Raw genomic sequence first — 24703 nt, 5'->3', positions numbered from 1 at the left:
CGGCTCACCTCTCATCCTCGGTGATCTGCGCGCGCACATGCTCTTCAAGTTGAGATACAAGTTCAGCAAAGCCCGTCTTCTGGCCGAGCGAATCGACGTCAGCTTCCAGGGCGTCAGAGGCAATCAACCACGAACGTTCGGGCGCAAGTCCATAGAGTTCTGTCACCTTGGATGCTTCATCTGCCATGGCCTCAGAAGCTGCTGCGATGGTCCCGCGTTCGTCTGGGGCAACAGCTTTTTCAAAGGCGTTGACATAGCTGACGGGACGCTTGCGCACTGCAACGTTTATGAGATCCGGCAGTGTGTGAGCGGCAAACGAGTTCTGGTACCCCGTGGGCAGAGAAAGGATGAAAGTTCTGGCGTAGGCGTCAATCGCCCGCACCAACGCCTCTTCCGAGCCGAGGTTCTCAAGCAGCTGATCTACGTTGAGGGTGGCGTAGCGGTAAAAGGTCGATGACATCATTTCGATGGTGCCCATCATCCCGGCCCCAGTTTCTTCCTCGGCCTTCGTGAAGTCATCAACAGCGGTGTAGAAGTCAAAATCGGGTGCAGCCTCCGACACCCCGATTGCATGAGCGGTTTGGACGGCAGCATCAACATTGAGCGCAGCGTCGTCGGCAATCATGCGGCCAAACAGCGAAACATCAACTGCGTGTTCAGTGTCGATGATTTCAAGAACTTCTTTCTTGGTGAACGCCTGATCCCGCTTTTCCACAATCGCCGCAGCCAGCCGGTCCAGCTGGTGGTTGCCCAAGAACACCAGGTAACCAGCCTGCTCGGGTTTGGGCTCTTCGTCCTTCTTAGCTTTGGGCTTGGCAACTTTGATCCCTGCTTTCCCGAAGGCAGCAGAAGACCACTTTTCAGCTTCGGTAGGGGAAACCTCTGGGTCGGCGGCGCATACCCGCGCCGCAGTCTCAGCAACGATCTGCTTGGTGCGAACGCCAAGCTCGTCGCGATTCAACATGTGTGCAAAATCCCGCCGCTGCGCGGCTTTCAACGCCTGCGATGAAATGCGCTGACGACGAGTGCCTCCGAACGCAGCTGTTTTCGGTGCTCCGTCTTCCCCGCGGTTGATGTTGGACGGTGGGAGCGTTTGGAGTGCATGGAAGTCGATGAACGTAGCCATTGGGAGTCCTTTCAAAGATGAGAGTGAATCAGTTGTTGGAAGGCTTAAAGCTGTAACCGTGATAGAAATCACGTCCCCACCCGCGCTGGACACTGCTGCGCTTGGCAGGGTTCTGCAACTGGAGGATGTCAGAAGCGAACTGACCGTAATCGAACGCCGTGCTCCGCTGTGGGGTGTTCTTGCTGCTGAGAAGTCCGATCAAAGACCTCAGATGATGGCGTTGCCCAGCGAAGCTAGTCGCTGTGATGATTGCGTCATAACGTCCTTTCAGAGACGCGCTGCCATCGCGCACCACCTTGCCGACGACCTGCGCGAACGGCACATCCGTTGTATGCATGGGGGCACTATTGCCGCGCTGATGCACTGCATACAGCGTCAGCGCCGTAAAAGCGGCCCATTCTCCGCGCGAGGCTTCATCCGTTTTCCCCTGCGCGTACTCCGGGAGGCTTTCAAGAACCATTGCCCAGACGCGGGGGTTCACCCCTGGTTCTTCGTCAACAGCTCTCCGAAGCTCTGCGAGGCTGCCGCGAGCGGCGGGCACTTCGTTGAGGAACTGCTGCTGAAGTGACTGGATATAACGGCCGACTGACGACCACACCGTCACCTTTTCTGTTTCTACACCTTCAGCGGTCATCAGATCCTCCTTTCTGTTCATTGTCCGAGGGGAGGGGAGCTGCTTGTTTGAGTTTCGCGAGCATCCACGATTCGTAGCGGGCAGAACTGTGGAAGTGCACGGTCCCGTTGGGATCGTGTTCAAGCCACCCGGCTGCGGCGTGCGGTCCGGCCTGGTCAACGGCTTCTATGACTGTTCGGTATGTGACCCGGCGCAGGGTTCGGAGCCAGTTCAGCTGCGACTCTTCAGCGGACTGCTCTGCAGACAGCTGGGCCAGCCACTGCGTAAATCCTTGTTCGAGTTCGGCAAGCCACGCCTGGGTTGGTGCTTCAGGTGCTTCTTCGGGTGATCCGCCTTGGCTGACTTCCAGCTGTTTGAAAAACCATCGCAGCTGACCGCGGAGGGTGAATATCCGGTCAATGGCGTCCAGAACCGTCTTCCTCATCTGAAAGCCGGCCTCAGTCATCAGACTGAGGTGTATGGGCAAGACTTCAGACATTTCATCTGCAAATGAGGACTGTTGCGGACCGTATTCAATCCCGCAGAGCCAAACGCCAACGTGTTTGCCTGCGTACGCGGTCTGTCTTTCCCGCCCGACAGGACCGGTGAACTGCTCAAGGACAGGAGCTCGCCGATTTTTGGTTTCGGCGATGGAGCCGTCAGCAAACATTGCCTGCACTCCACGCCAAACGGTCAGCGTGGGATCGAGTTCTTGCGCAAAGAACACACTGGTTTTTGCTTTTTTAGACTGAACGTCGGAATAACGCTGCGGAGAGTACGGTTCGGCAAACTGATTGCGCTCGTTGATTCTATCGCCGTTGCCGATCAGTACGTGCGTAACCGTTTCGGCGTCTTCTGACCAGAAAAGCCTGATCCGTCTCTGTTGCCATGTCAGTAGATCGACGATGCCGTTTGGCTCAACAGCGTCTGCGCTTCGGGGCATGGCAGTGTCGGGTTGCCGTTCCCACGGAGGCAGGTCTTCGTCATCGAACATGAGCTCTTCGGGAATCAGTTCCAGCATGGGCAGGCTGAGCATAAAAGTGTCTCGCAGCGTAGGCCCGGTGACCACGGTGTGTCCGAGCCGGCCCGCCCAGCCAGGTCCGGTCGGATACCCCTTCCCGCCCTTCACTCGGGGGTCTCCGACAATGCCGGATTTGATGCCCGAATAGTCATAGGCCTGGCGGTGGATCAGATATCTGGCTGCAACTGCTGGCTCAAGTTCAGACGCTGACGCTTCGGTCTGCGTGGAGAACAGTCCAGGGCCGGTGTCAGGGACCAAAGCCGCCGCTGACTCGTACACTTCTTTGCTTGTGTGGAGGTCTGCCACCTGGAAGAACGGAACCGCGTCTGAGGCAAGGTCGAAGCGATCATGGTGCGTTTCGAGGTAGTTGGCGATCAGCTCGGGGAAGTCGCCTGCCGCGTAGATTTCTCGCCACAGTTCGCCTTCGTCGTCGATGAATCCCCATTCGGGGTGCAGGCGGACTGTTCTGACCACTATCGCCATCAGCACGCGAAAGACCGCGGCGTTCTGTGTGGGAGTCTCACCGTCAAGCGTTGCGAACCTGTCCCATTGAGAAAAGAAGTCTCTGAGTCCCACTTCCGCAGGCTCTCCGTCGATCGTCTGGACTTTAATCCACGGACGATCGACCAGGTTGAAACCGTCAGACATGCTTTGTCACCATCCTTTCGTCACAGATCCTCATAGAGTTCTTCCTCCTGTTCATCCGCAGATGGACTTTCGCGCATTTCCTGCAGCTTGTATTGACTGAACTGTTCCTCTCTGAGGAACCCGTAGCAGGGGTGGAATCGGAAATGCGTGCCCAACACCTGCCCCCGAAAGTCACTGTCGATTGCGAGGACAAGCTGTCCCTTCAAGCGGAAATCTGATTGCCAGGCGCCTATCCGAGTTGCTTCAAGAGAGTCGATTGCCTCATCGACTTGGTAGGGCGGAACCAACCACCGGGGCAGGCGAACGGTTGAGTCCGCCAAAAGCTTCGACAGCCATGTGGGCGGAGCCTGGGTTTCGCTGATAGCGCTCGTCTGGCCGGGGGCCAGCCACGGCAGTGGGTATAGAAGGCCGTCGCACTGCATGACGAGAATCGCTTCGAGGCTGGGCTCAATGTCTCTGACGCTGGCCGCAACAATCTCTTCGCTGCGGTCGGCATCAAGCGTGTCTGCGCCGTCAAGTGCGCGTCCGAGGTTGTTGTTCGCTTTCCCGGGTGGGCTGATCTGGTGGGCTGATGCCCTCCGGCATGCGTTTCTCACAGCCTGCTTGTGGTCTCTTTGGGCCTGCCGGAATTCACTTTCCCACTCACTGGGAACAGCGATTGAGCCCGTTCCAACAGCTTCGACTTTCGGGTAGAGGTCGTGGCGAATACACCATGTCCCTCCATTGAAGTTCTCGCTCAGAGCTGCCGCGCTGGCCAACAGTATGTAGCTGCCGTAGATGGATTCGGAGCCGGGATCGAATAGAGGCGGTTGCGGTCCGCGCCGCGTGATGCCGCGCAGGAGCATGCGTGCGCAGCGCAATTGGCTTGGGCGGTCGCTGTCTGGTCGGTCGTGGCGGTGCAGGCGACCGGCTCGCTGGGCGAGAGCATCGACCGGCGCAAAGTCGGAAACCAGCAAATCGAAATCAACGTCGAGCGACTGTTCAAGCACCTGTGTGCCAACGACAATCCGACGGTAGGGCCGCTGCGACGCAGGATCATCAGAACTGCGTGCTGACTTCTTACCCAACTGGTCAGTCAGGCGAGCTTCGATCTGCGCGCGCTGCGCAGCTGTGAGCTGTGAATGCAGAAGCACAGTTTCCTCTGGCCAGAGATCGGAGAGAGTGCAGTAGGCATCCTGAGCGCGCTGGACGGTATTGCATACGATGCCAACAACGCCGCCGTCGTCCGTCAGCTGCTCAACTTTTCTTCGCAAGAACGCGAGGTTGTCATCAATGATGTCGAGGTGAACCTGACGGTGTTCGTCTACAACCTCTACGTCGTAGCGCTGTGTGCCTTCTGCGGTTGTCACTGACACCTGGGGATAGCTCGGCGACTGTGCCGCAGCGGCTGGGCGTCGGGGCCTCAGCCCGTGAGCGTAAGCGCGTTCCAGTCTGTCATGGACAGCGGAATCGAGGGTTGCGGAAAGCAATATGACGCTGGTTTGGTGGGCGGCCAGCCACATCAGCGTACGTTCCAGATACGCGGTCGAATAAGGGTCGAGGGAGTGCACCTCGTCGAAGATGATGACCTTGCCCGAAACACCCAGATGGCGGAGCGTGACGTAGCGGGATTTCAGTGCAGTCATGAGGATCTGGTCAACTGTCGAAACACTGAAATCTGACAGAAGGCTCTTGCGTCCGCTGAACCATGCGTGAGCAATGACGCCGTCGTCTGCAGTGTCATTCTGCTCAGCATTGACTGCTCTCGTGTGCCGAACGAGCCTTTCGAACTCGGAACTTAGGTGTGCACGTCCGTGAGTAAGCCGAAGGGAGTGCTGGTTCTCGGCTGTGCTGAACGATCGCAGCCAATCGGATATGCGCGGAAGCATGGCATTGGCTGTGACCTGTGTGGGCAATCCGAAAGCCAAGCCTCCGGCACCGCGGGCTTTCGCGATCTCTTCTGCGGCAAGGAGAGCGGCTTCTGTCTTCCCACGGCCCATTTCTTCGCTGATCACAACCAGTGCTGGTTCATTAAGGCCTTTAACAGCCGCCTGAGCGGTGCGCTGGCAAGCCCGAAGCGCAGCGCTGTCCGGCCAGCCGAAGCGTTTGCTGAAGGGGATCGGGCGGTCTGGTTCTGGCGACCACGACTGAGTGAGGTTGAGCTGATCGAGAGCCGCAGCAGCACGGGACTCGCTGCTGGAGTGTGCTCCGCTTTCCGTCAGCGGAAACAATTCCTGATTCGAGGCGATCCAGTCGGACATGCTGACGAAGCCGGCAATTGTCAGCTGGTCCGTAATTGTCAGCCCACCGGCACCGATGATCTTTTCAAGAGCGCTGTGAGCTCCGGTGCGATCGAGGATGTCGCGGGTCAAAGCTGCCCAGACTCGCGCGCATGAAGCGCCATGATTGTCGAGGTGCCGGTTGAGCGGCGGCAGTTCTGAGTCGTCACGCAGCAGTTCATGATAGGGAAGGTTGCTTGGAACTCCGTGGTGGCAGCCTGCCGATGCCGTGAGGGTGCAGATTGCGGTGTAGTCGGCCCCGGGAAAAAGCAGTGGTAACTGTCTGCGAAGAATCACGTCAGACGTCACGGAATGCTGCGGCTTGTAGGTGGGATCGCAGTGTTTCTGCGCTTCGTCGAACAGGCCGGACGACAGTGCCTTATCTGCCAGCCATGCTGCTGTCGGGGAATGCTCAAGTCTGCTTTGCCATGACGATTCTGCCTTGCCCAGGTCATGCGTTCCTGCAAGGAACCCCAGCAAGGCACAGACTTCGTCGTTGCACAGCGAATATCGGTTTGCAAGGCGTTCACTGATGGAACGGGGAAGCCAATCCTCCGCAAGTGCCATGCCCACATCCGCACTGTCGCGGAGATGTTGAGGCAAGGCGAGCCATAGCACTTCCTGTAAATGCATGAGTGCCGGGTCTTGTGTCCTGAAGCTTTTGGCTGGCAGGAGAAAGGCTGGCGCCAGATCGTCTGCACATTCTTCCGTCATGTTCCCGCCTCGAAGGTTGTGTCAGTGCCTCGCGGCACGATGTGGAGTGCCATGTTGGTATGAGTTTAACCACATAACGACAGTAAGGCAAACTAGTTCAAGACGACTACTATGACTGATTCTGCAACTTTTCTGGCGGCTGGAGGTGATCAGGCAGTCAAAAGGGCCGAGCCCTTGCAGAGCTCGGCCCCGGACATCCCCGCTGCTGCGGGGAACACATGTGCTCTAAGGCGAACTACGGCTCATACCCACAAAGCGTCCTGCGCGGCAGGGTGGTGGGTAGGCAGGCGTACATGTCTGCGAGCCGTCTAGGTCCAGGTTTGCAAAGCTTCGCTGCGTTTTACAAACCGCAGGATAGGGGGTGCCCCGGATAGCCGCCCGTTCCCGGGAACCATTCCCGCCCACACCCTTCTGTGACACAGTGACCTCATGCACGGTTTTCGCACATCGGGTTTCTTCGGGCCGAACTATCGGAGCTTCTATTCCCCGCCCTTGCACGTGGCTTCTGCACAGGGTGCGGTCATCACCGCCGATGACGGCACCGAGTATTTGGACGCCTATAACAACGTGCCGGTGGTCGGGCACTCCAATCCGGCTGTTGCAGTTGCGGTGCACACCGCACTCACTAGGGCAAACACCCACACCCGATACGCCGATGCCACTGTTGATGCCTATGCCGACAAACTCGGCGCACTTATGCCAGGCGGTCTTGGGCGGTTGATCTTCACCTGCTCTGGCTCCGAAGCCAACGACCTCGCACTCCAAATAGCCCGCAATGCCACAGGCAAAACGGGCGTCATTGTGACTGACGGCGCCTATCACGGCACCACAACAACAGCGGCTGCGATTTCGCCAAGCCTGATAGGCCTCGACGCGATTCCCGACTGGGTTGAAACCGTGCCCGTGCCGAACCTCGCCAGCTCAACCTTTGACGCCGAACTTGCAGCTTCCGTTGCTCAAGCTGCCGCGAAGCTCGACCAGCGCGGCCACGGGGCAGCCGCCCTCGTCCTCGACTCCGCGTTCACCAGCGACGGAATCCTGGCCGGAACATCCACATTCAGTCCCGGCCGCGACCAACCCCAAACCTCGGCCGCCAATCCCACCCTCACTCAGACAGCCGCTGCAATCCGCCAGGCGGGCGGACTGTTCATTGCCGACGAAGTCCAGGCAGGCTTCTGTCGCACCGGCACCTGGTGGGCAATCAGCGCCTTGGGCGTTGAACCCGACCTGCTAACCATGGGCAAACCCATGGCCAACGGCCTCCCACTGGCCGGACTTGCAGGTCGAGCCGACCTCATTGACGCCTTCGGCAGCAAACAGCGCTACTTCAACACGTTCGCCGCAGGCCCCGCAGTCTGTGCCGCAGGTGCCGCGGTGCTGGATGAACTCGACCGCATCGGCATGCCCGAACGCATCGGTCAGCTCGAAGAAGAGCTGCTGGGCCACCTCGCCCAGGCGCTGAGAGAGTGCCGCCGCCCCATCACGGTGCGCACTTTCGGGCTCATGATCGGCATTGACCTCAGCGCCGCAGACGTCACCGGTGCGGACATCAAACAGGCCATGTACGAAAACGGCGTGCTGGTCGGCACCACCGGCCCTGGCGGCAACACCCTCAAACTGCGCCCACCGCTTGCCATCACCCCTGGCCAACTGGAAAGGATAGCCAATGTACTGGCTGGGACGCTCGCCTGATCGCACACCGGTCACACAGGCTGATCTCGAATCCGTCTTCTCCGCTCTCGAGGTGCCGCTGGGCTGTTCTCTCACTGACCGAACACAGTTCCTAGGGGAGCGGGACCTCATCTTCCGCGCCCGAGCAGGCCAGGTGAGCCCCACCTCGGCAATTGAGGCGCAACAGAAGATCATGGTGAAGATCCTCGACCCCGGCTGGCAGCAGGGAGACCTCGACCTGCAAGATCAGATTGCGATAAAGCTCACCCGCGCACAATCAGATCTGCCCTTCCAGGTGCCGGGTGCCCTCGCTTTGCCCACAGGCGAGCCCGCCGGGGAAGCCGGCAGAATGCGCGTGGAAACGACAGGCGAGCAGTTCTGGGTGCGCATAGCCCCGTGGCTCGACGGTGAGCCCATGGCTTCCGCCGGTGTGCACAGCGAGGACATCCTCGTCCAGCTGGGCAGGGCGACCGCACAGCTTCACCAGGCCCTCAGCGGTGTCGACCCGCAGCTGTGCCCAACCGAACACGACTGGACGATGTACGGCTCCGATCGCCGCATTGAACGCAACCTCGAAGAACTGGGTGACCACGTCGACACTGAGGACCGGAATACCATCCACAGCTTCGTGCAGCACTTTCGGCAAACGGTTATCCCCGCGTGGAACGCACTGCCGACAGCCGTCATCCACCAGGACCTCCACGACGGCAACACCCTGTTGGATGCCAAAGGCAACCTCGCAGGAATCATCGACTTCGGGGACATTGCAACAGCGCCGCGGATTGTCGACTTGGGCATCACCGCATCAGCCGCAACAACACCGCGCACTCCGGGAACCCAGGTCCCACAGCTGCAGGATGTCATTGAGAACCTGTGCCGCGGATTCGAAGAAGTCCAGGCGCTGCGCGCAGACGAAAAGAACCTCATCTGGCCGCTAGCCGTTATGCGCCACTGCCTGGTGTGGACCAACTGGGCTCGAGTCCTGGTGCACGAAGACAGCCAGTACTCCCGCACCCGCTCCGAAAACCTGCTCGAAGTCGTCCGAAAGACAATTGCGGAAACACGCTGAGTGCAGATCGCCTTTGGCGTTGACACACCTGATGTTGACCTGGCGTTAAGGCGTGAGTTGCTTCACAATATGCTTGAACTCTGCGACTGAAAAAACAGCCGCAGGCTTGGGACAATTCGGCCCACGGTCGCTGCACCGCGGATGCGTCTTTCCCAGCATTCCGCCAGTGCCACCGCCAAGCGCGGCGCGCACCCTGACAGGTAAGAGACAAAATGGAGAAGTACACGCCCGCCGTTGACGCTGTCGCCGGCTCGGTTACTGCATCGGCCCTCGTGGGGCTCATTCCGCTGCTGGTGTTCTTTGCAGCGCTCGTCGTTCTCAAGCGCTCAGCCCACACATCGGGCCTCATCGCTCTGATCACCGCAATCGTGGTGGCAGTCGCCGGATTCAAAATGCCGGTCGGCTACGCACTCCTGTCCGCCCTGCAAGGTGCAGCGTTCGGCGTCATGCCGATTGCGCTCATCGTCATCTTCGCCATCTGGCTCTACCAGCTGACCGTCATCAACGGCCGCTTTGAAGATCTGCGCAATATCTTCGACCGCGTGGGCCACGGCGACATCCGCGTCCAGGCACTCCTGATCGCCTTCTGCTTCGGCGGTCTGCTCGAAGCGCTCGCCGGATTCGGCGCACCCGTCGCAATCACCGCAACCATGGTCATGGCCCTGGGCATCAAACCCCTGCGCGCAGCCGCCGCGGTCCTCGTCGCCAACACCGCCCCCGTCGCCTACGGCGCAATCGGCACGCCCATCACCACTGCGGGCAAGCTCACCAACATCGACCCCAACGTCATCGGTGCGATCATCGGCCGCCAATCACCCATCCTGGCGCTCATCGTGCCGCTGATCCTGCTGTTCATCATCGACGGCCGCCGCGGTATCAAAGACCTGTGGCCGATCGCGCTGTGCACCGGCTTCACCTTCGCCGTCTTCCAGTTCCTGTCGTCAAACTTCTTCAGCTACGAACTGACCGACATCGTCGCAGCACTCGGCGGACTGGGCGGCACCATCCTGTTCATGAAGATCTACGAACCCAAAGGCTCGATCGAGGCACGTGAGCGCCTGGGCGTGGCAGAACCGCCGAAGGCCGAAAAGATCAGCGGCGAACGCACCTTCTTCGCCCTGTTTCCCTACCTTGCGCTCATCGTGGTGTTCGGCATCGCCAAACTGGTTCCGCCGGTCACGGCCTTTCTCGCATCGACCGATGTCAAGATTCCCTGGCCGGTCATCCACGAAGCTCTAGTCGACGAAACGGGTGCCGTTCGCGACTCCACAGTCTTCAACTTCTCCTGGCTGTCCTCACCCGGTTCACTGCTGCTGATCACCGGCATAATCGTGGCGATCGTCTACCGCTTCTGCACCTCCGGCGGGAAGTTCCCCTCACCCCTGGGCGGAGCAGCCAAGGAGCTTGGCAACACGTTCTACCGCATGCGCTGGGCGGGTCTGACGATTGTGCTGGTGCTGTCGCTGGCCTACGTTATGAACTTCTCGGGACAGACCATTTCAATCGGCGTGTGGCTGGCCGGCACGGGTGCAGCCTACGCCTTCATTTCCCCGATTCTGGGGTGGGTGGGAACAGCTGTCACCGGTTCGGACACATCGGCCAACGCGCTGTTTGCCAAACTGCAGCAGACCGCGGCAGTGGAACTCAACCTGCACCCCGAACTCACGGTTGCGGCAAACACCTCCGGCGGTGTGGTCGGCAAGCTCATCAGCCCCCAGAACCTCGCGATTGCGGCCACCGCAGCCAATATGCCCGGCCAGGAGTCGGTCATCTTCCGCAAGGTGCTCGGCTGGTCCGTTGTGCTCGTTCTGTTCCTGTGCCTGCTCATCGGCCTGCAGTCCACCCCGATTCTCGGCTGGATGCTCGCAGGCCTCGACCTCGCTCCGATCGGCGGCTGACCGCTGAGGCACACAAGGGACGGCGCGGCCAACGCGCCGTCCCTTGTGTTTGAAATGTAAACTCGCGGTGGAAGGGAGGGCGTATGAGCATCTGGACGATCCTCTGGGTGATCTGGCTCGTGGTGTCCTACACCATCAAAATCATCGCCGTCGGCGTTGTGCCGGAAAACCGCCGCCCGGGAGCGTCAATGGGGTGGCTCATGGCCATCCTCTTCATTCCGCTGATCGGCGTGCCGATGTTCATCATGTTCGGCAGCCCCTACGTCAACGACCGCCGTCAGCGCATCCAAGCTGAAGTCAACAAGCTTCTCGACCAGGGAACGAAAGACGTTCCCGACTGGCCTGACGGCTACGAACCGCCCAGGGACTTCGCGCAGATCATTCAGCTCAACCGCCACCTGACCGGACTGCCGATGGTCGATGCGCGCAAGCTGAGCATGTCGACCGACTACAAGCAGGCCTTTCACGACATGGCCGACGCTGTTGACGCCGCCGAATCCTATGTGCACGTCGAGATCTACATCATGGCGCGTGACGCCCACACGGAGCCGTTCTTCCAAGCGCTCGGCCGGGCCGCACAGCGCGGAGTCAGCGTCCGCGTTCTCCTCGACCACCTCGGTTCGCGCAAGTATGAAGGCTTCCGCGACCTGCAGAAGTGGTTCGACAGCGTGGGCATCGACTGGGAGCTGATGCTGCCCTTCCTGCCGCTGCAGGGGAAGATGCGCCGCATAGACCTGCGCAATCACCGCAAGCTCGTGGTGGTCGACGGAAAGGTCGGCTTCATGGGCTCCCAGAACTGCATCGAGTCCGCCTACGGATCCCAGAAGAACCGAGACGCAGGCCGCCACTGGAACGACATCTGGGTCAAAGTCTCCGGCGAGGTCGTCGCTGAGCTCGAAGCGGTGTTCGCAACTGACTGGTACTCCGAAAGGGAAGAGGCCATCGACATCCGCCCCTACGACTACGAAGGTCGAGAGATTCCGGAATTCGAAGGCAAAGACGCGGCAGTCCAGCTGGTCCCGTCGGGCCCGGGCTTCAAAACCGAACCGAACCTGCGCTGCTTCACATCGCTGATGTACCTGGCCGAAAAGCGCCTGTCGATTGTCAGCCCCTACTTCGTGCCGGACGAAACGATCAAAGCCGCAATCATCACCGCCGCCCACCGCGGGGTCGAAGTCGAACTGTTCGTCAGCGAAAAAGCTGACCAGTTCATGGTCGAATACGCCCAGTCGTCCTACTACGACAGTCTCCTGGAAGCCGGTGTGCGCATCCACCGCCTGCCGAAACCGCAGATTTTGCACACCAAGTGCTTCATAGTCGACGACGACTACGCGGTCTTCGGCTCTTCAAACATGGACATGCGCTCTTTCAGCCTCAACTACGAAATCAGCCTCATGTGCGCCGAAGGTGACTTCGTGTCCGGCATTTCCGATGTTGTCGAGGAGTACCGGACCAGGTGCACCGAGCTGACCTTGGAAGAGTGGCGAGAGCGCGGATTCTTCCGCCGCTACCTGGAGTCGGTGTTCCGGCTGACGTCAGCACTGCAGTAACGCAGATCACCAGGACGCGATAGATTGAGGGCACTTCACATGCAAAGGAGCACAGAAACGTGAGCGAAGAAAACGCCCCAGTCATTCAGCAGCGCGGCCTCTACCTGGACGAAATGGAAGTCGGTGCGGTCTACAGACACGCCCCCGGACGCACCATGACGGAAGCCGACAACACGTGGTTCACCGCCGTCACCATGAACACGCAGGCACTGCACCTGGACGCCGCCTGGTCGGAACAGCAGCCTTTCGGACAGCGCCTGGTGAACTCGATGTTCACACTCGCAACCCTCGTGGGCCTGTCGGTTTCCCAGCTGACTCAGGGCACCATCGTCGGCAACCTGGGCTTCTCCGAAGTGTCGTTTCCCCACCCGATGTTCCACGGCGACACGCTGTACGCCGAAACGAAGATCCTGGACAAGCGCAATTCGAAGTCCAGGCCGGGCCAGGGCATCGTCACGCTTGAACACATCGGCCGCAACCAGGACGGCACAGTCGTCGCCCGGGCTGTGCGGCAGACGCTCATGTTCACCTCTGACCCCAACACGCAGGCGGGCAGCAGCGACAAAACCTCTGCCGACTGACCAAACAACCGAGGAGACCAAGCATGTCGACCATGAAACCCGCCTGGCTTTTTGTCCCCGGCGACCGTCCCGACCGCTACACCAAGGCCGCAGAACGCTCCGACATCGTCATTGTGGACTTCGAAGACGCGGTGGCACCCGATGACAAGGCGGCTGCCCGCCGAGCGTTCCTCGAATTCCAAAACGGTCCTGACCCCCTGGCGCCGGAGCGCACCGTCATACGCGTCAATCCTGCCGGTACGCAGGCCTTTGCCGAGGACCGCAAGCTCATCGGCGAACTGTCCGGCAGCTACAGCTGCATGCTGCCCAAGGTCGAAAGCGCCGAAGACGCCGACAAGCTCGCAGGCCTGAATGTGATTGCGCTGATCGAAACCGCGAAGGGCGCTCTCAACGTCAGCGACATCGCCGCGGCGCCTAATGTGACGGCCCTTATGTGGGGTGCCGAAGACCTCACCGCTGACCTCGGCGGAGGGTCATCCCGCAAGGCCGATGGAACCTATCGCGACTTTGCTCGCCTGGCGCGGGCCAACATGCTTCTGGCAGCCAAGGCTCACGGCAAATACGCGCTTGATTCGATCTGGGCGGACATTCCCAACCTCGAGGGTCTGCGCGCCGAAGCCGAAGACGCCGTGGAATCCGGCTTCGACGGCAAAGTGTCCATTCACCCCAGCCACATCGAGGTGGTGCGCTCTGCTTTCGCTCCAACCTCCGAGCAGATCCACTGGGCCCTCGGTGTGCTGAAAGAAGCTGAAACCTCCAATGGCGTCTTCCAGTACGAAGGGCAGATGATCGACGAGCCCCTGCTGCGCCAGGCTCGCCGCATACGCTCACGCGCCTGAGTCTTTGTGCCCCGTCCCATGTCAGCCGGATGGGGCACAATTGTGCATATGAACCCAATTGTCGAGCAGGTGGAAGCTGTTCTGCATGCAGCACAGGACAACAGCGGTGTGGCCCCCATCGTCCAAGCCGGCCACCCTGTGCTGCGCCGCCCAGCTGTCGCCTACTCCGGGCAGCTGTCAGACGAACAGCTTTTCGGCTTGCTGGAAGTCATGCGGGCAACCATGCACGCAGCCCCCGGCGTGGGTCTTGCCGCACCGCAGATCGGCATCGGGGTGCGCATTGCGGTGATAGAAGACCGGGTGCGACTGCCCGAAGACCAAGCCCGGGAAAGGGGACGCACGCCTCTGCCGTTCATGCCGCTGATCAATCCCAGCTGGCAGCCGCTGAGCAATGAGCGCGCGGCCTTCTTCGAAGGCTGCCTGTCCGTACGCGGCTATCAGGCCGTGACTGCGCGTTTTGCCCACGTGCGCCTGCGCTCAGAAGATCCCGACGGCAACGCGCACAGCCGCGATTTCCGCGGTTGGCCGGCGCGCATCATCCAACACGAACTCGACCACTTAGACGGCGCGCTCTACCTGGACCGCGCTGAAATCCGCTCACTGACAGCTGACGACAACCGAGGACTCACCCAGGGCGATCCCGTATCCGCAGCGCAGATGCTCGGATTCAGCCTTCCGCCCCACACACCACAGGAGAAACCATGAGCTCATTCATTTCTTCGCTGCGCCGCAGGGCAGCAGATTCTCTCGCCGGAACCGCCAGTTCGATTTCGCCGAGTCTTGGTCCGGTCGGCAGCCTGCGCACACTCGGCGCCGATGTCCTCTACAGTGTGGCCGCGGGACTGCGCCCGCGTCACGTGGGCGGCAGCGGTCTTGCCGGTGCGACCGTCTTCGGCGGTCTGCTGGCAGCCTCGGTCGCTTTGGAAGTACAGCAGATCCGCAAAGACACGGGGTTGGAAGTCTCCGACGATGACTTCGCCGTCATCGGATCCGCGGAGGAAATCGGCGTCGCCAAGTTCGACACCATCCTCAAGTGGGCCGCGCCCGTGGCTGGTGTGGCTTCTGCCGCCTTGTGGCCGGTCAATGCAAAAGCCAATGACTGGGTCGATGCCCGCCTTAGCCGCTGGGGTGTTGCTTCGCCAGCACTCGTCACGGGTCTTGCAACCTTCGCCCTCTTCAGAGCCCTGAGCGCTGTTGAAAGCGTTCTCGAAGACACGCAGTACCCGCTGCCTGACGGTGAACCGACCGTCGTGACTTTGCCGCCGGAAATTCTCGACCTTCTGCAGAGGATCGCCGACCCTGCGATCTCACCCCTGCCGCAGGTGGCTCGGGACATCCAAAAACAGCTGCGCACCGCCTCGTTTACCGTCTGGGCTGATGACGATGAGGGTGCCGCAGACGGCGTGCTCACAGGAGAGGCCCTGCTGAACCGCGAACTGGACTTCGTCACGGTGGAAAACGGCGACGACACCGCAGGCCCGATCGTTCCTCGCACGCACACCTACCCCGTGCGCGGCCGCGTTGCGGTTGACGGGACGGACTACTTGGTCGAGCTGCTCATCGAGGACGGCTGGCTGCGCGAAATCATATTCTTCATCGACTGGGACGAAGAAGGCGACGACTTCGAAGACGCCGAATCTGCGTACAGCCCTGACGACGAACCACAGCTGCTGACCGCCGCGCAGTGGGCAAAGGTCGCTGAGGACGTGCTGATCGAAGTCGAACAGTAGGCGAAGGCCGGGCAGCATCAGTGCCCCCCACCCTCGGCCGACTGATTGCGGAATAGCCGAAGCAGGTGCGAGGTTATGGGCAGTATGAAGACGCTGACGCTCGCCGCCGGATGCTTTTGGTGCTTGGAAGCCGTCTACAGTCGGACTCGCGGGGTCAGTCGCGTCGAATCCGGCTACATCGGCGGAGATATTCTCGATCCCACCTATGCGCAGGTGGCGTCGGGTATGTCAGGGCACGCAGAAGCAGTGCGAGTGACCTTTGACCCGGCTGTCGTACCCGAAGACGTCATCCTCGGCATGTTCTTCACAAGCCACGACCCCACGAGCCTCAACCGGCAGGGCAATGACGTCGGCACGCAGTACCGTTCGGCCATGTTCTACGAGGACGCAGAACGCAAGCAGCAGTTCCAAGACGCCATCGCACATTGGCAGGAGCTTTTCCCACGGCCGATCGTCACCACCCTGGAGCCCATGAGCCGCTTCTATGTGGCAGAAGACGTCCACCAGAACTTCTACGGGCGCAATCCGGGCAACGGCTACTGCATGTTCGTCATCGACCCCAAGCTGGCACAGGCTCGCGCTCGGTACGCCGAATACATGTATTGACAACACGCAAACGAACGGAAGCTATGACCACCCCACAAGAACCAACAGCGGCAACCCCTCGCCGCCTCGACCCCGTCGAATTCACCGACCCGGTCCTCACCGCGATGAAGAATCGCCGCTCGGTGTCCAAGGTCGGACCCGAAACGCCGACAGACGCACAGCTGCGCGATCTGCTGGCCGCAGTCACACCGGTGGCAGACCACAAAGCGCTGCGGCCGTGGCGGCTGATGACCCTGCGCGGCGATGACCGCCAAGGCCTTGCAGCAGCACTTGACGAAGCCGAAGGAACAGTCCGCCCGGCAGGGGAAGTCAACCCCAAGCCGTTTCGGGCCGAACTGCTCATTGCTGTCATCGCCGACCACATTGAGCACCCGAAAGTCCCCCAGTGGGAACAGCACGCAACAGCCGCCGGTGCTGCACACCTGCTGGAACTGGCCCTGTGGCAAGCAGGCTGGGGTGTTATGTGGCGCACCGGCCCGAATGCCAACGCCGAACCCATCCGCCGCTTCCACGGTCTGAAGGACAGCGAGCTCATGATGGGCTGGCTGTACGTGGGCAGCGTGGACGCGGAGTTCCACGAACGCCTGGCCTCGTCACACCGCCGGCCGCTGGATCCTGACGTCTTCCTCGACACCCGGCAGGGGTGGTCTTCACGTCTGTGAAGAAGAGAGCCAAGTGGCGCGGGCCGAAAGTCGCAATGCCCGCGGACATCTGGGTGCTCATCTGCGCTGCGTTCATCGTGGCGATCGGCTTTGGCATCATCGCTCCCGTTCTGCCGCAGTTTGCGCACTCCTTTGACCTGGGAGTCACTGCCACGACAATCGTCGTGAGCTCTTTCGCGTTCTTCCGCCTGCTCACAGCACCCGCCGGGGGTCGCCTGGTCAACAGGTTCGGCGAGCGGCCCATCTACGTTGTGGGGCTGCTGATCGTGGCCGCCTCGACCTTTGCCGTGGCCTTCGCCCAGTCCTATGAACAGCTGCTGGTGTTCCGTTCGCTCGGCGGCATCGGCTCGACCCTGTTCACTGTTTCTGCGATGGCACTGATTGTGCGGATCGCCCCGTACAATGCGCGGGCTCGGGCCACCGGCATGTACGCCACCGCGTTTCTGGTGGGCAATATTGCAGGTCCCGTGGTCGGCGGCCTCATGGCGGGCTTGGGAATGCGGGTGCCGTTCCTCATCTACGGCATCGGTCTGGTCATTGCCGCCCTGGTTGTGCACGTCAAGCTGACCACCGGGCGCAATGACGAGGTGGAGAGCTCGGATTCGCAGGAGGTTCACGAACCCGCCGGGGTCGGCTGTGACGATGCCGCCGATGGCCCCGTGTCACGGCAGGCAGCCGAAGCCGTGACCGCGAAAGAAAGCGCCGATCCGCTTCCGCCCATGCGCTTTCGCGAAGCGTGGGCCTTCAAGTCTTATCGTGCGGCACTTGTCGGCGCGATGGCCAACGGGTGGGGTGCTATGGGTGTGCGCACCGCCATATACCCGCTGTTTGCGATCTACGCCCTGCAGGCCGATGCCGCCGCAGCAGGCTGGGCGCTGGCCCTGTTCGCCGCAGGCACCGCTCTGTCGGTCAACACTCTGGGCAGGGCTGCCGATGTGTACGGCCGCAAACCGTTCATCATTGCGGGACTGCTGGTGTTGGGCGGCTCCACGATTGTGCTGGGCCTGTGGCAGTCGTTCCCCGTCTTTCTAGTTCTGTCGGTCATTGCCGGCATCGGGGCGGGAACTGTCAACGCACCCCAGCAGGCTGTTATAGCCGACATCATCGGGCCCGAAAGGGCAGGCGGCAAAGTGCTGTCGCGCTACCAGATGGGGATGGACGTCGGCGCTATCTTCGGGCCGATTGTCTCCGGCTGGCTGGCTGACGCCTACGGCTACGGAGTGGCCTTTGCCGCTGCTGGGGCTGTTGTTGTGCTTGCCGGAATCCAGTGGGTCTTTGCTGAGGAGACCATGCCTGCCCGGCAGAAGGACAACGCTTAGGCTGTGCGGGCTCAGCTGTCGTGCAGCGGAGTGACCCACACCGCCTCGGCAAGGTCGGGGGCTTGGTCCAGCAGGTCGCCGGGGACAATGTGCGCTCCGGGCACGCAACCGTGCTCTTCCGCTGCCGTGAGCACGTCGTTTTCGCTGTCGTCCACCCGATCTACCCGGTGCGGGGCATCAGCCTGGGCTTGAAGCAGCACAACAGCACGGTCGGGGTGATCCATGCGGCCTTCGGCGTCGGGAATCGGATCGCCGTGCGGGTCTGCCGTGGGGTGGCCCATGAGCGCATCGATGCGGGACACGAAAAGATCAGAGACAGCGTGTTCCAGCCGCTCCGCCTCGTCATGGACCTCGGTCCACGAATAGTCGAGCATGCTGACCAGATACATTTCGAGCAGGCGGTGCCTGCGAACCATCTGAACGGCGTGCCGACGGCCGACGTCTGTGAGTCTGACCGGCTTGTACGGGGTGTAGGTGACAAGGTCCGCGGCAGCTAAGCGCTTGACGGTGTCTGTCACACTCGCGGAGGACGTGCCGAACCTTTCGGCCAGAGCCTTCGTCGAAATGGGCCCGCCGCCCCACTCTTCGGCGCTCCAAATGGCTTTGAGGAAGTCCTGGGTGACAGGTGACAGGTGTTCCAGCTCAGTGCTCACGCTTTCACCCTATGCGCACGGGTGCATATGTTGAAAGGGTTGCAGGCTCACTGACGCGCGTGAGCTTCACACGTCGTAGCCCAAGCAGACCAGAACAATGAGCACCGCGTTGAGCGTGACGATGAGGGCTGTTGTCAGCCATGCCGCAGCCTGCAGCGGCAGGGGATTGGCAAACCGGCCCATGATGCTGCGCCTGCCGGTGTAGAACACCAGCGGAATGAGCGCGGCGGGAATGCCGATGGACAGCAGCACCTGCGATACGACCAGCGCGAAGGTGGGATCGATGCCAAGGGCTAGAATGATCAGAGCGGGAATGAGGGTTGTGAGTCTGCGCCACAGGAGGGGAATCTGCACGTGCAGCAGCCCCTTCATGATGGAAGCGCCCGCATAAGAGCCCACCGAGGTCGACGCAAGGCCCGAAGCCAGCAGACCGATGCCGAAGAGCACGCCTATGAACGGACCCATGGCAGTCGTGATGGCAGCGTGTGCGCCTTCTATGGTCTCGGTTCCCTCCACACCGGGCAGTGCTGCCGCCGCCAAGAGCAGCATGGCGAGGTTGACCCCACCGGCCAGGATCAGTGACAAGAAAACGTCCCAGCGACTGGCTTTGAGCAGCCGGGCAACAGTGCGTTCGGGGATGTCTGTGCCGAAGCGGTCGCGAATGAGGTCCGAGTGCAGGTAGATGGCGTGCGGCATGACGGTCGCCCCCAAAACGGCCGCAGCCAGCATGAGGGAGCGAGTGTCTTCAAAGCGGGGAATCATGCCCTGTGCCATGCCAGCGGGATCGAGGTCGCTGATGAGCAGGCCTGCGGTGAAGCCGATCGTGATGATCACCAGCAGCGCGGTCACCAGCAGCTCAAACAAGCGCTGGCCTGCGCGGTCGGCGGTCGCCAACAGCAGCATCGAGACTGCGCCGATGATCAGCCCGCCCCACACCAGCGGAATGTCAAACAGGATGTACAGGGCGATTGCGCCGCCGACGACTTCTGCGAGGTCGGTCGCCGCGGCAACGAGTTCAGCCTGCACCCAGAAGGTCAGGCGGGCGGGCTTCTTCAGCCTTCCGCCCAGCATGCTCGGCAGGCTTTCGCCGGTGACCAAGCCGAGCTTGGCAGACAGGTACTGCACGATCATCGCGGTGAGGTTGGCCGCAATGAGAACCCACACCAGCAGATAGCCGTATTCTGCGCCCGCGCTGAGGTTGGCAGCGACATTGCCGGGGTCCACATAGGCAATTGCCGCAACAAAGGCCGGCCCCAGCAGCCACACCAGGCGCTTGCGGTGAACGTGCTGGTGACGCGGATCGCTGCTTTCGCCGTTGCGACGGGTCGGTTCTGCCATGAAATTAAGTTAGCTTAACTTTCCTCGGCGGCCAAATTCATTCGCTGACTCTGCTTGGACGGGAAGCGGTGGGTGACTCCCGGAGATTCGCCTGCGCCCGGTGTTAATACGACCGTATTGTTGGGTTGAGGTGAATACGCTAGTCTTGCCGGGTGAAAACTCTGACCCGCCTGAGCCTGAAGCACCGTGCCCTCATCGGACTGATCACCGTAGTGGCGGTGATGTTCGGCTTCATTGCCACAGCCCAACTCAAAAGGGAGCTCTTCCCTTCCTTCGAGCTGCCGCAGGCGGTCATATCCGCTCAATACCCCGGCGCTTCACCCGAAGCCGTGGAGAGCGAAGTCACCGAAGTCATCGAAGAGGCGGTAAGCGCCTCCGAATCAGTCGAGTCAGTCAGCTCCACCTCGGCCTCCGGCAAATCCGATGTGACAGCCGAAGTTTCCTACGGAACGTCCTCAGACGACATCGTTCGCGAACTCGAAGGCGCGATTGCCAAAGTCAAAGACCAGCTGCCCGACGGGGTCGACCCCGTGGTCTTCAGCGGTTCAGTAGACGAGTTCCCCGTGGTGGTCATTTCAGCCTCGTCCGACGGCAGCAAAGAAAAGCTGGCCGATGACCTCAATTCGGTTGTGGTTCCAGAACTGAAGAAGCTGCCCGGTGTCAGAGCAGCCGCGGTATCCGGCGCCGACGTCAAACAGGTCAACATCACCGTCGACAAGAAGAAAGTCGAAGACAAAGGTGTCACCGTCGACGAGATCGTCGGAGTCCTTCAGTCCAACGGAGTGGCCGCCTCAGCCGGTGAAATAGAAGGCGACAACGGCGAAGCACCTGTCGAAGTCGGTGTGCGCATCACGAAACTCGACCAGATCCGCGATCTGCGCGTCACGGGCAAAGACGGCCCGGTCAAACTGTCCGAGGTCGCTGAAATCGAACAGGTGCCCGCTCCGGTTGAGAGCATTTCGCGCACCAATGGCAAAGAGTCGCTCACCCTGGCGGTGACGAAGACCCCCGATGCCAACACGGTCGATGTTGCGAACGCGGTTCACGACGCACTGCCGAAAACGCAGGAGAAGCTGCGGGGCAACCCCGAATTCACCACCGTGTTCGACCAGGCTCCGTTCATTCAGCAGTCCATTGACGACCTCGTCCACGAGGGTGTCCTCGGCCTGGTATTCGCGGTGCTGGTCATCCTGGTGTTCCTGTTGAGCGTGCGGGCGACGATCATCACCGCGATCTCCATTCCACTGTCGCTGTTGATCACAATGCTCGGTCTGTGGCTGACAGGCTATTCCCTCAACATGCTCACGCTGTCGGCCCTGACCATTTCGATTGGCCGCGTGGTCGACGACTCGATTGTCGTGATCGAGGCCATTCGAAGGCGTCACTCGATGGGCGGGACGAAGTTCAGCAATATTCTCGCAGCCGTGAGCGAAGTTGCCGGCGCAATCACCGCGTCGACACTGACAACCGTCGCGGTGTTCCTGCCGCTGGTGTTCGTCACCGGCCAGACGGGTGAGCTGTTCCGCCCGTTCGCGCTGACCACCTCGATTGCCCTGCTGGCATCGCTGTTGGTGGCGCTGACGATTGTGCCGGTTCTGGCGTTCTGGTTCCTGCGCTCGCGCGAATCGAGAGTTCGACTCAGCCGCGAACAGAAGAAGGAAATCGCCGCCCGCCGCAAAGCAGGGCTGCGCGGTCTGCGGGCAAGGCGCAAGAAGCGCCGTCAAGCGGCGAAAGAGAACCCGGCGGCAGTATCCGGTGCTGACGAGTCGGGCACTGCCGACGCTCAGCCGGTTGCTGAAGAAGATTCGGCTGGCGAGGTGGAGCCCGCTTCCGCGGAGAGCTCGGCAGCCGGGGCAGAAAAGGGTGCCGAGGTGAGTTCGGCTGTCGATGAGGGTCAGGCTTCTGAGGCGGGGCCCGCGTCCGAAGCTGGACACAGTGGTACCGACCAGGAAATCGACGAGCTCGAAAGCCTGCGATCACCGGTCACCCGGCTGCAGAAAACGTACACCCCGGTTATCGGCTGGACGGTGCGCCACCCCGTGATCACGCTGGTCGCAAGCGTTCTCGTGCTGGTGCTCACGCTGGGCATGGTGCCAATGCTCAAAACTGACTTCCTCGGTGACATGGGCGCCGACACGCTGGAGGCTCGGCAGCAGTTCCCCGCCGGTGTGGGGCTGGAAGAAGCCGGGGAGATCGCCGAACCGGTTGAGAAGGACATCCTCGCCACAGAGGGAGTCGATGATCTGAGCTTCTCTGTCGGTTCAAGCCAATTCGACTTCGGGGAGGTCTCCGGTTCCGGTCAGCTCAGCGGCATGTACTTCATCAACCTGTCCGAAGGGGCGAGTGCCGACGAAGTCTCGGAGCGCCTGACAGAGAAGTTCAAAGACATGGACCCGGACGAATCCGGAAACTTTGAAGTCGTCGACAGCGCCGCTCCTGGTGGGTCAACCATTGACATCAAACTGACCTCAAATGACACTGCAGCACTGAAGAAATCCGCAGAAAAGCTCACCAAACAGCTTGAGAAGACCGACGGGGTCAAGAAGGTCGACAACAGCCTGCGCGACGTCGGCAACGTCATCCACATTGACGTCAAACGCAAAAAGGCCGCCGAGTACGGCTTGTCAGAAGTGCAGCTGGGCCAAATCGTCACGCGCGCCATCAACGGCCAGATGATCGGCCAGGTGGTTCTCGACGACGTGACCAACAGCGTCTATGTGTTCGACGGTGACGCAGAGAGCATCAGCGACCTCGAAGACATGGAACTGACCGTCACGGTCATGCCCGATGGCTCTCCCGTCACCGGCGGAGCTGGTGGTGCCGGAGGAGCCGGCGGAACAGGAGGGCCCGGAGAGTCCGGTGGTCCGAAGGGTGGCGGAAACGTTGCGCTGCCGACCCCGAAGCCTCCGGAGAGCCCGGGGCTTGGATCGGATTCAACGCGGACCGACAAGCCAACCAAAAAGCCTAAGTCTTCGGACCGCGGCGGAAAAGACGAGAAACCGCAGGCACCTCGTGGACCTGGACAGGAAGGCGGCCAGAAGCCGAAGGCCCCAGGTGACGGTGGACAGCAGCCCCAGGCACCGCGCGGTCAGCAGCCGCAGGTACCCGGCGCACCCGGACAAGGCGGAGGTCAGCAGCCGCAGGCCCCCGGTGACGGTGGCCAGCCGCAGGCCCCCGGTGACGGTGGCCAGCAGCCGCAGGGCCCCGGTGACGGTGGTCAAATGCCCGGCGGACCTGGCGAGATGCCCGGTGGGCCCGGCCAGATGCCTGACGGACAGATGCCCGGTGGGCCCGGCCAAATGCCCGACGGTCAGATGCCTGACGGTCAGATGCCCGGAATGCCGCAGATGCCTGACGGGCAGATGCCGGAGTCCCAGCAGCCGAAAGAGAAGAAGATCAAGCTCAGCGAGGTTGCAAATATCACGCAGGTGAAGACTGCTCCGGTCATCAGCCACTCTGACGGACTGCGCTCGGTGACGGTGTCGGCCACCCCTGACGGCGATGACCTCGGAGCGATTGCTGCCGCTGTGCAGAAGACCGTCGACTCCACGCAGCTGGAACCCGGTGTCGCCCAGGACACCGGCGGTGTGTCGGCCGAACAGGCCGATGCGTTCAAACAGCTGGGCCTGGCGATGCTCGCGGCGATCCTCATTGTGTTCATCATCCTGGTGGCCACGTTCCGGTCGCTGCTGCAGCCGTTTATCCTGCTGGTGTCCATCCCGTTTGCCGCGACCGGTTCGATTCTGGCGCTGCTCATCACTGACACACCCATGGGGCTGACAGCCATGATCGGCATGCTCATGCTGATCGGCATTGTGGTGACCAACGCGATCGTTCTGATCGACTTGATCAACCGCTTCCGCGAACACGGCGCAGACCTCAAAACAGCGGTGTTCCATGGAGCCCGCCTGCGCTACCGGCCTATCATCATGACCGCTTTGGCAACGATCTTCGCGCTCGTGCCCATGGCCATGGGGCTCACCGGCGGTGGTGTGTTCGTATCGCAGCCGCTGGCTCTGGCAGTCATCGGCGGCCTGGTGTCGTCGACGCTGCTGACGCTCATCCTGGTGCCGGTTCTGTATGAACTGCTCGAAGGGCACAAGGAGCGCCGCGCAGAAAAGCGGGCGGTCAAGGAAGATGCTCGCGGCGCCGTCATCGACAAAGCTGAGAAAGAAGCTGAAGCGCGCGACGGGGCCGATGCAGAGGACCAGCCCGAGGGTGACGCTGAAGCTGACGCCGGCGCTGGTGAGCAGACTGAGGATGAAGCTGACAGCCAGGCTGAGGACGAGGCGGACGCCAGCGACGAAGACCCGTCGGCTGCAGCAGGGGAGCCCTCGGGCGGCAAACTGACGACGGAGCCCATGCCGTCAGTCAAGCCCGAACGCGGAGGCGACGATCAGCAGTGAG

General features: G+C 61.3%; 18 protein-coding genes. 12 read left to right on the top strand and 6 right to left on the bottom strand.

The genetic code is table 11. The features are described from left to right. Positions 1 to 4 precede the first annotated feature (4 nt). The 4 genes from cas7e to cas3 are packed head-to-tail and all read right to left on the bottom strand — an operon-like array spanning position 5 to position 6299. A complete protein-coding gene (gene cas7e, locus HMPREF3162_RS01070; protein WP_070776610.1) occupies positions 5 to 1126 on the bottom strand; it encodes a type I-E CRISPR-associated protein Cas7/Cse4/CasC in 1122 nt (373 codons plus the stop codon). Positions 1127 to 1154: 28 nt separating this feature from the next. Next, positions 1155 to 1760, bottom strand: coding sequence for a type I-E CRISPR-associated protein Cse2/CasB (gene casB / locus HMPREF3162_RS01065; protein WP_070776609.1), 606 nt, complete (start codon positions 1758 to 1760; stop codon positions 1155 to 1157). After that, positions 1750 to 3408 (bottom strand): type I-E CRISPR-associated protein Cse1/CasA, encoded by a 1659-nt coding sequence (gene casA / locus HMPREF3162_RS01060; RefSeq protein ID WP_070776608.1) that lies wholly within the window; start codon positions 3406 to 3408, stop codon positions 1750 to 1752. The genes casB and casA overlap by 11 nt, the downstream gene beginning before the upstream one ends. A gap of 20 nt (positions 3409 to 3428) precedes the next feature. Continuing rightward, positions 3429 to 6299 carry a CRISPR-associated helicase Cas3' gene (gene cas3 / locus HMPREF3162_RS01055; protein WP_226829243.1) on the bottom strand — a complete coding sequence of 957 codons (2871 nt, stop codon included), beginning with the start codon at positions 6297 to 6299 and terminating at the stop codon, positions 3429 to 3431. A gap of 510 nt (positions 6300 to 6809) precedes the next feature. On the opposite strand from cas3, the gene HMPREF3162_RS01050 reads away from it, so the two are divergent. The 11 genes from HMPREF3162_RS01050 to HMPREF3162_RS01000 all read left to right on the top strand — a co-directional run bounded on the left by HMPREF3162_RS01050 (position 6810) and on the right by HMPREF3162_RS01000 (position 18305). Beyond that, entirely contained in the window at positions 6810 to 8072 is a 1263-nt protein-coding gene (locus HMPREF3162_RS01050; protein WP_070776606.1) for an aspartate aminotransferase family protein, read from the top strand. Next, a complete protein-coding gene (locus HMPREF3162_RS01045; RefSeq protein WP_070776605.1) occupies positions 8047 to 9120 on the top strand; it encodes a phosphotransferase in 1074 nt (357 codons plus the stop codon). Before HMPREF3162_RS01050 ends, HMPREF3162_RS01045 begins: the two co-directional genes overlap by 26 nt. A 212-nt stretch (positions 9121 to 9332) precedes the next feature. Further along, the gene (locus HMPREF3162_RS01040) at positions 9333 to 11018 is read left to right on the top strand and encodes an L-lactate permease (RefSeq protein ID WP_070776604.1); all 1686 of its coding nucleotides are present in this window, start codon (positions 9333 to 9335) and stop codon (positions 11016 to 11018) included. An 83-nt stretch (positions 11019 to 11101) separates the two neighbouring features. Next, positions 11102 to 12568 carry a cardiolipin synthase gene (gene cls, locus HMPREF3162_RS01035; RefSeq protein ID WP_070776603.1) on the top strand — a complete coding sequence of 489 codons (1467 nt, stop codon included), beginning with the start codon at positions 11102 to 11104 and terminating at the stop codon, positions 12566 to 12568. Positions 12569 to 12627: 59 nt separating this feature from the next. After that, complete coding sequence (locus HMPREF3162_RS01030) at positions 12628 to 13149, top strand: MaoC family dehydratase (RefSeq protein ID WP_070573243.1); 522 nt, start codon at positions 12628 to 12630, stop codon at positions 13147 to 13149. Positions 13150 to 13172: 23 nt separating this feature from the next. Continuing rightward, on the top strand, positions 13173 to 13988 hold the full coding sequence (locus HMPREF3162_RS01025; RefSeq protein ID WP_070776602.1) for an HpcH/HpaI aldolase/citrate lyase family protein: 816 nt from the start codon (positions 13173 to 13175) through the stop codon (positions 13986 to 13988). Positions 13989 to 14036: 48 nt separating this feature from the next. Continuing rightward, positions 14037 to 14693: a peptide deformylase gene (locus HMPREF3162_RS01020; protein WP_070776601.1), complete on the top strand. Its 657-nt coding sequence runs from the start codon at positions 14037 to 14039 to the stop codon at positions 14691 to 14693. After that, positions 14690 to 15718 (top strand): hypothetical protein, encoded by a 1029-nt coding sequence (locus HMPREF3162_RS01015; RefSeq protein WP_070776600.1) that lies wholly within the window; start codon positions 14690 to 14692, stop codon positions 15716 to 15718. Before HMPREF3162_RS01020 ends, HMPREF3162_RS01015 begins: the two co-directional genes overlap by 4 nt. 84 nt (positions 15719 to 15802) lie before the next feature. Continuing rightward, entirely contained in the window at positions 15803 to 16324 is a 522-nt protein-coding gene (gene msrA, locus HMPREF3162_RS01010) for a peptide-methionine (S)-S-oxide reductase MsrA (protein WP_070776599.1), read from the top strand. Between the two features lie 23 nt (positions 16325 to 16347). After that, the gene (locus HMPREF3162_RS01005; protein WP_256282508.1) at positions 16348 to 16986 is read left to right on the top strand and encodes a nitroreductase family protein; all 639 of its coding nucleotides are present in this window, start codon (positions 16348 to 16350) and stop codon (positions 16984 to 16986) included. A 35-nt stretch (positions 16987 to 17021) separates the two neighbouring features. Beyond that, positions 17022 to 18305 (top strand): MFS transporter, encoded by a 1284-nt coding sequence (locus HMPREF3162_RS01000; protein WP_070776635.1) that lies wholly within the window; start codon positions 17022 to 17024, stop codon positions 18303 to 18305. Positions 18306 to 18316: 11 nt separating this feature from the next. On the opposite strand, the gene HMPREF3162_RS00995 is transcribed toward HMPREF3162_RS01000, so the two are convergent. Continuing rightward, positions 18317 to 18958, bottom strand: coding sequence for a metal-dependent transcriptional regulator (locus HMPREF3162_RS00995; protein ID WP_070776598.1), 642 nt, complete (start codon positions 18956 to 18958; stop codon positions 18317 to 18319). A 66-nt stretch (positions 18959 to 19024) separates the two neighbouring features. Next, on the bottom strand, positions 19025 to 20296 hold the full coding sequence (locus HMPREF3162_RS00990) for an Nramp family divalent metal transporter (protein ID WP_070776597.1): 1272 nt from the start codon (positions 20294 to 20296) through the stop codon (positions 19025 to 19027). 152 nt (positions 20297 to 20448) lie between these two features. On the opposite strand from HMPREF3162_RS00990, the gene HMPREF3162_RS00985 reads away from it, so the two are divergent. Beyond that, the gene (locus tag HMPREF3162_RS00985) at positions 20449 to 24702 is read left to right on the top strand and encodes an efflux RND transporter permease subunit (RefSeq protein ID WP_070776596.1); all 4254 of its coding nucleotides are present in this window, start codon (positions 20449 to 20451) and stop codon (positions 24700 to 24702) included. Position 24703 lies beyond the last annotated feature (1 nt).

This window comes from Brevibacterium sp. HMSC07C04, from assembly GCF_001815905.1.
Classification (GTDB): Bacteria; Actinomycetota; Actinomycetes; order Actinomycetales; family Brevibacteriaceae; genus Brevibacterium.
Note: the sequence above shows the minus strand (reverse complement) of the source record. Positions and strands in the feature narration are given on the sequence as shown.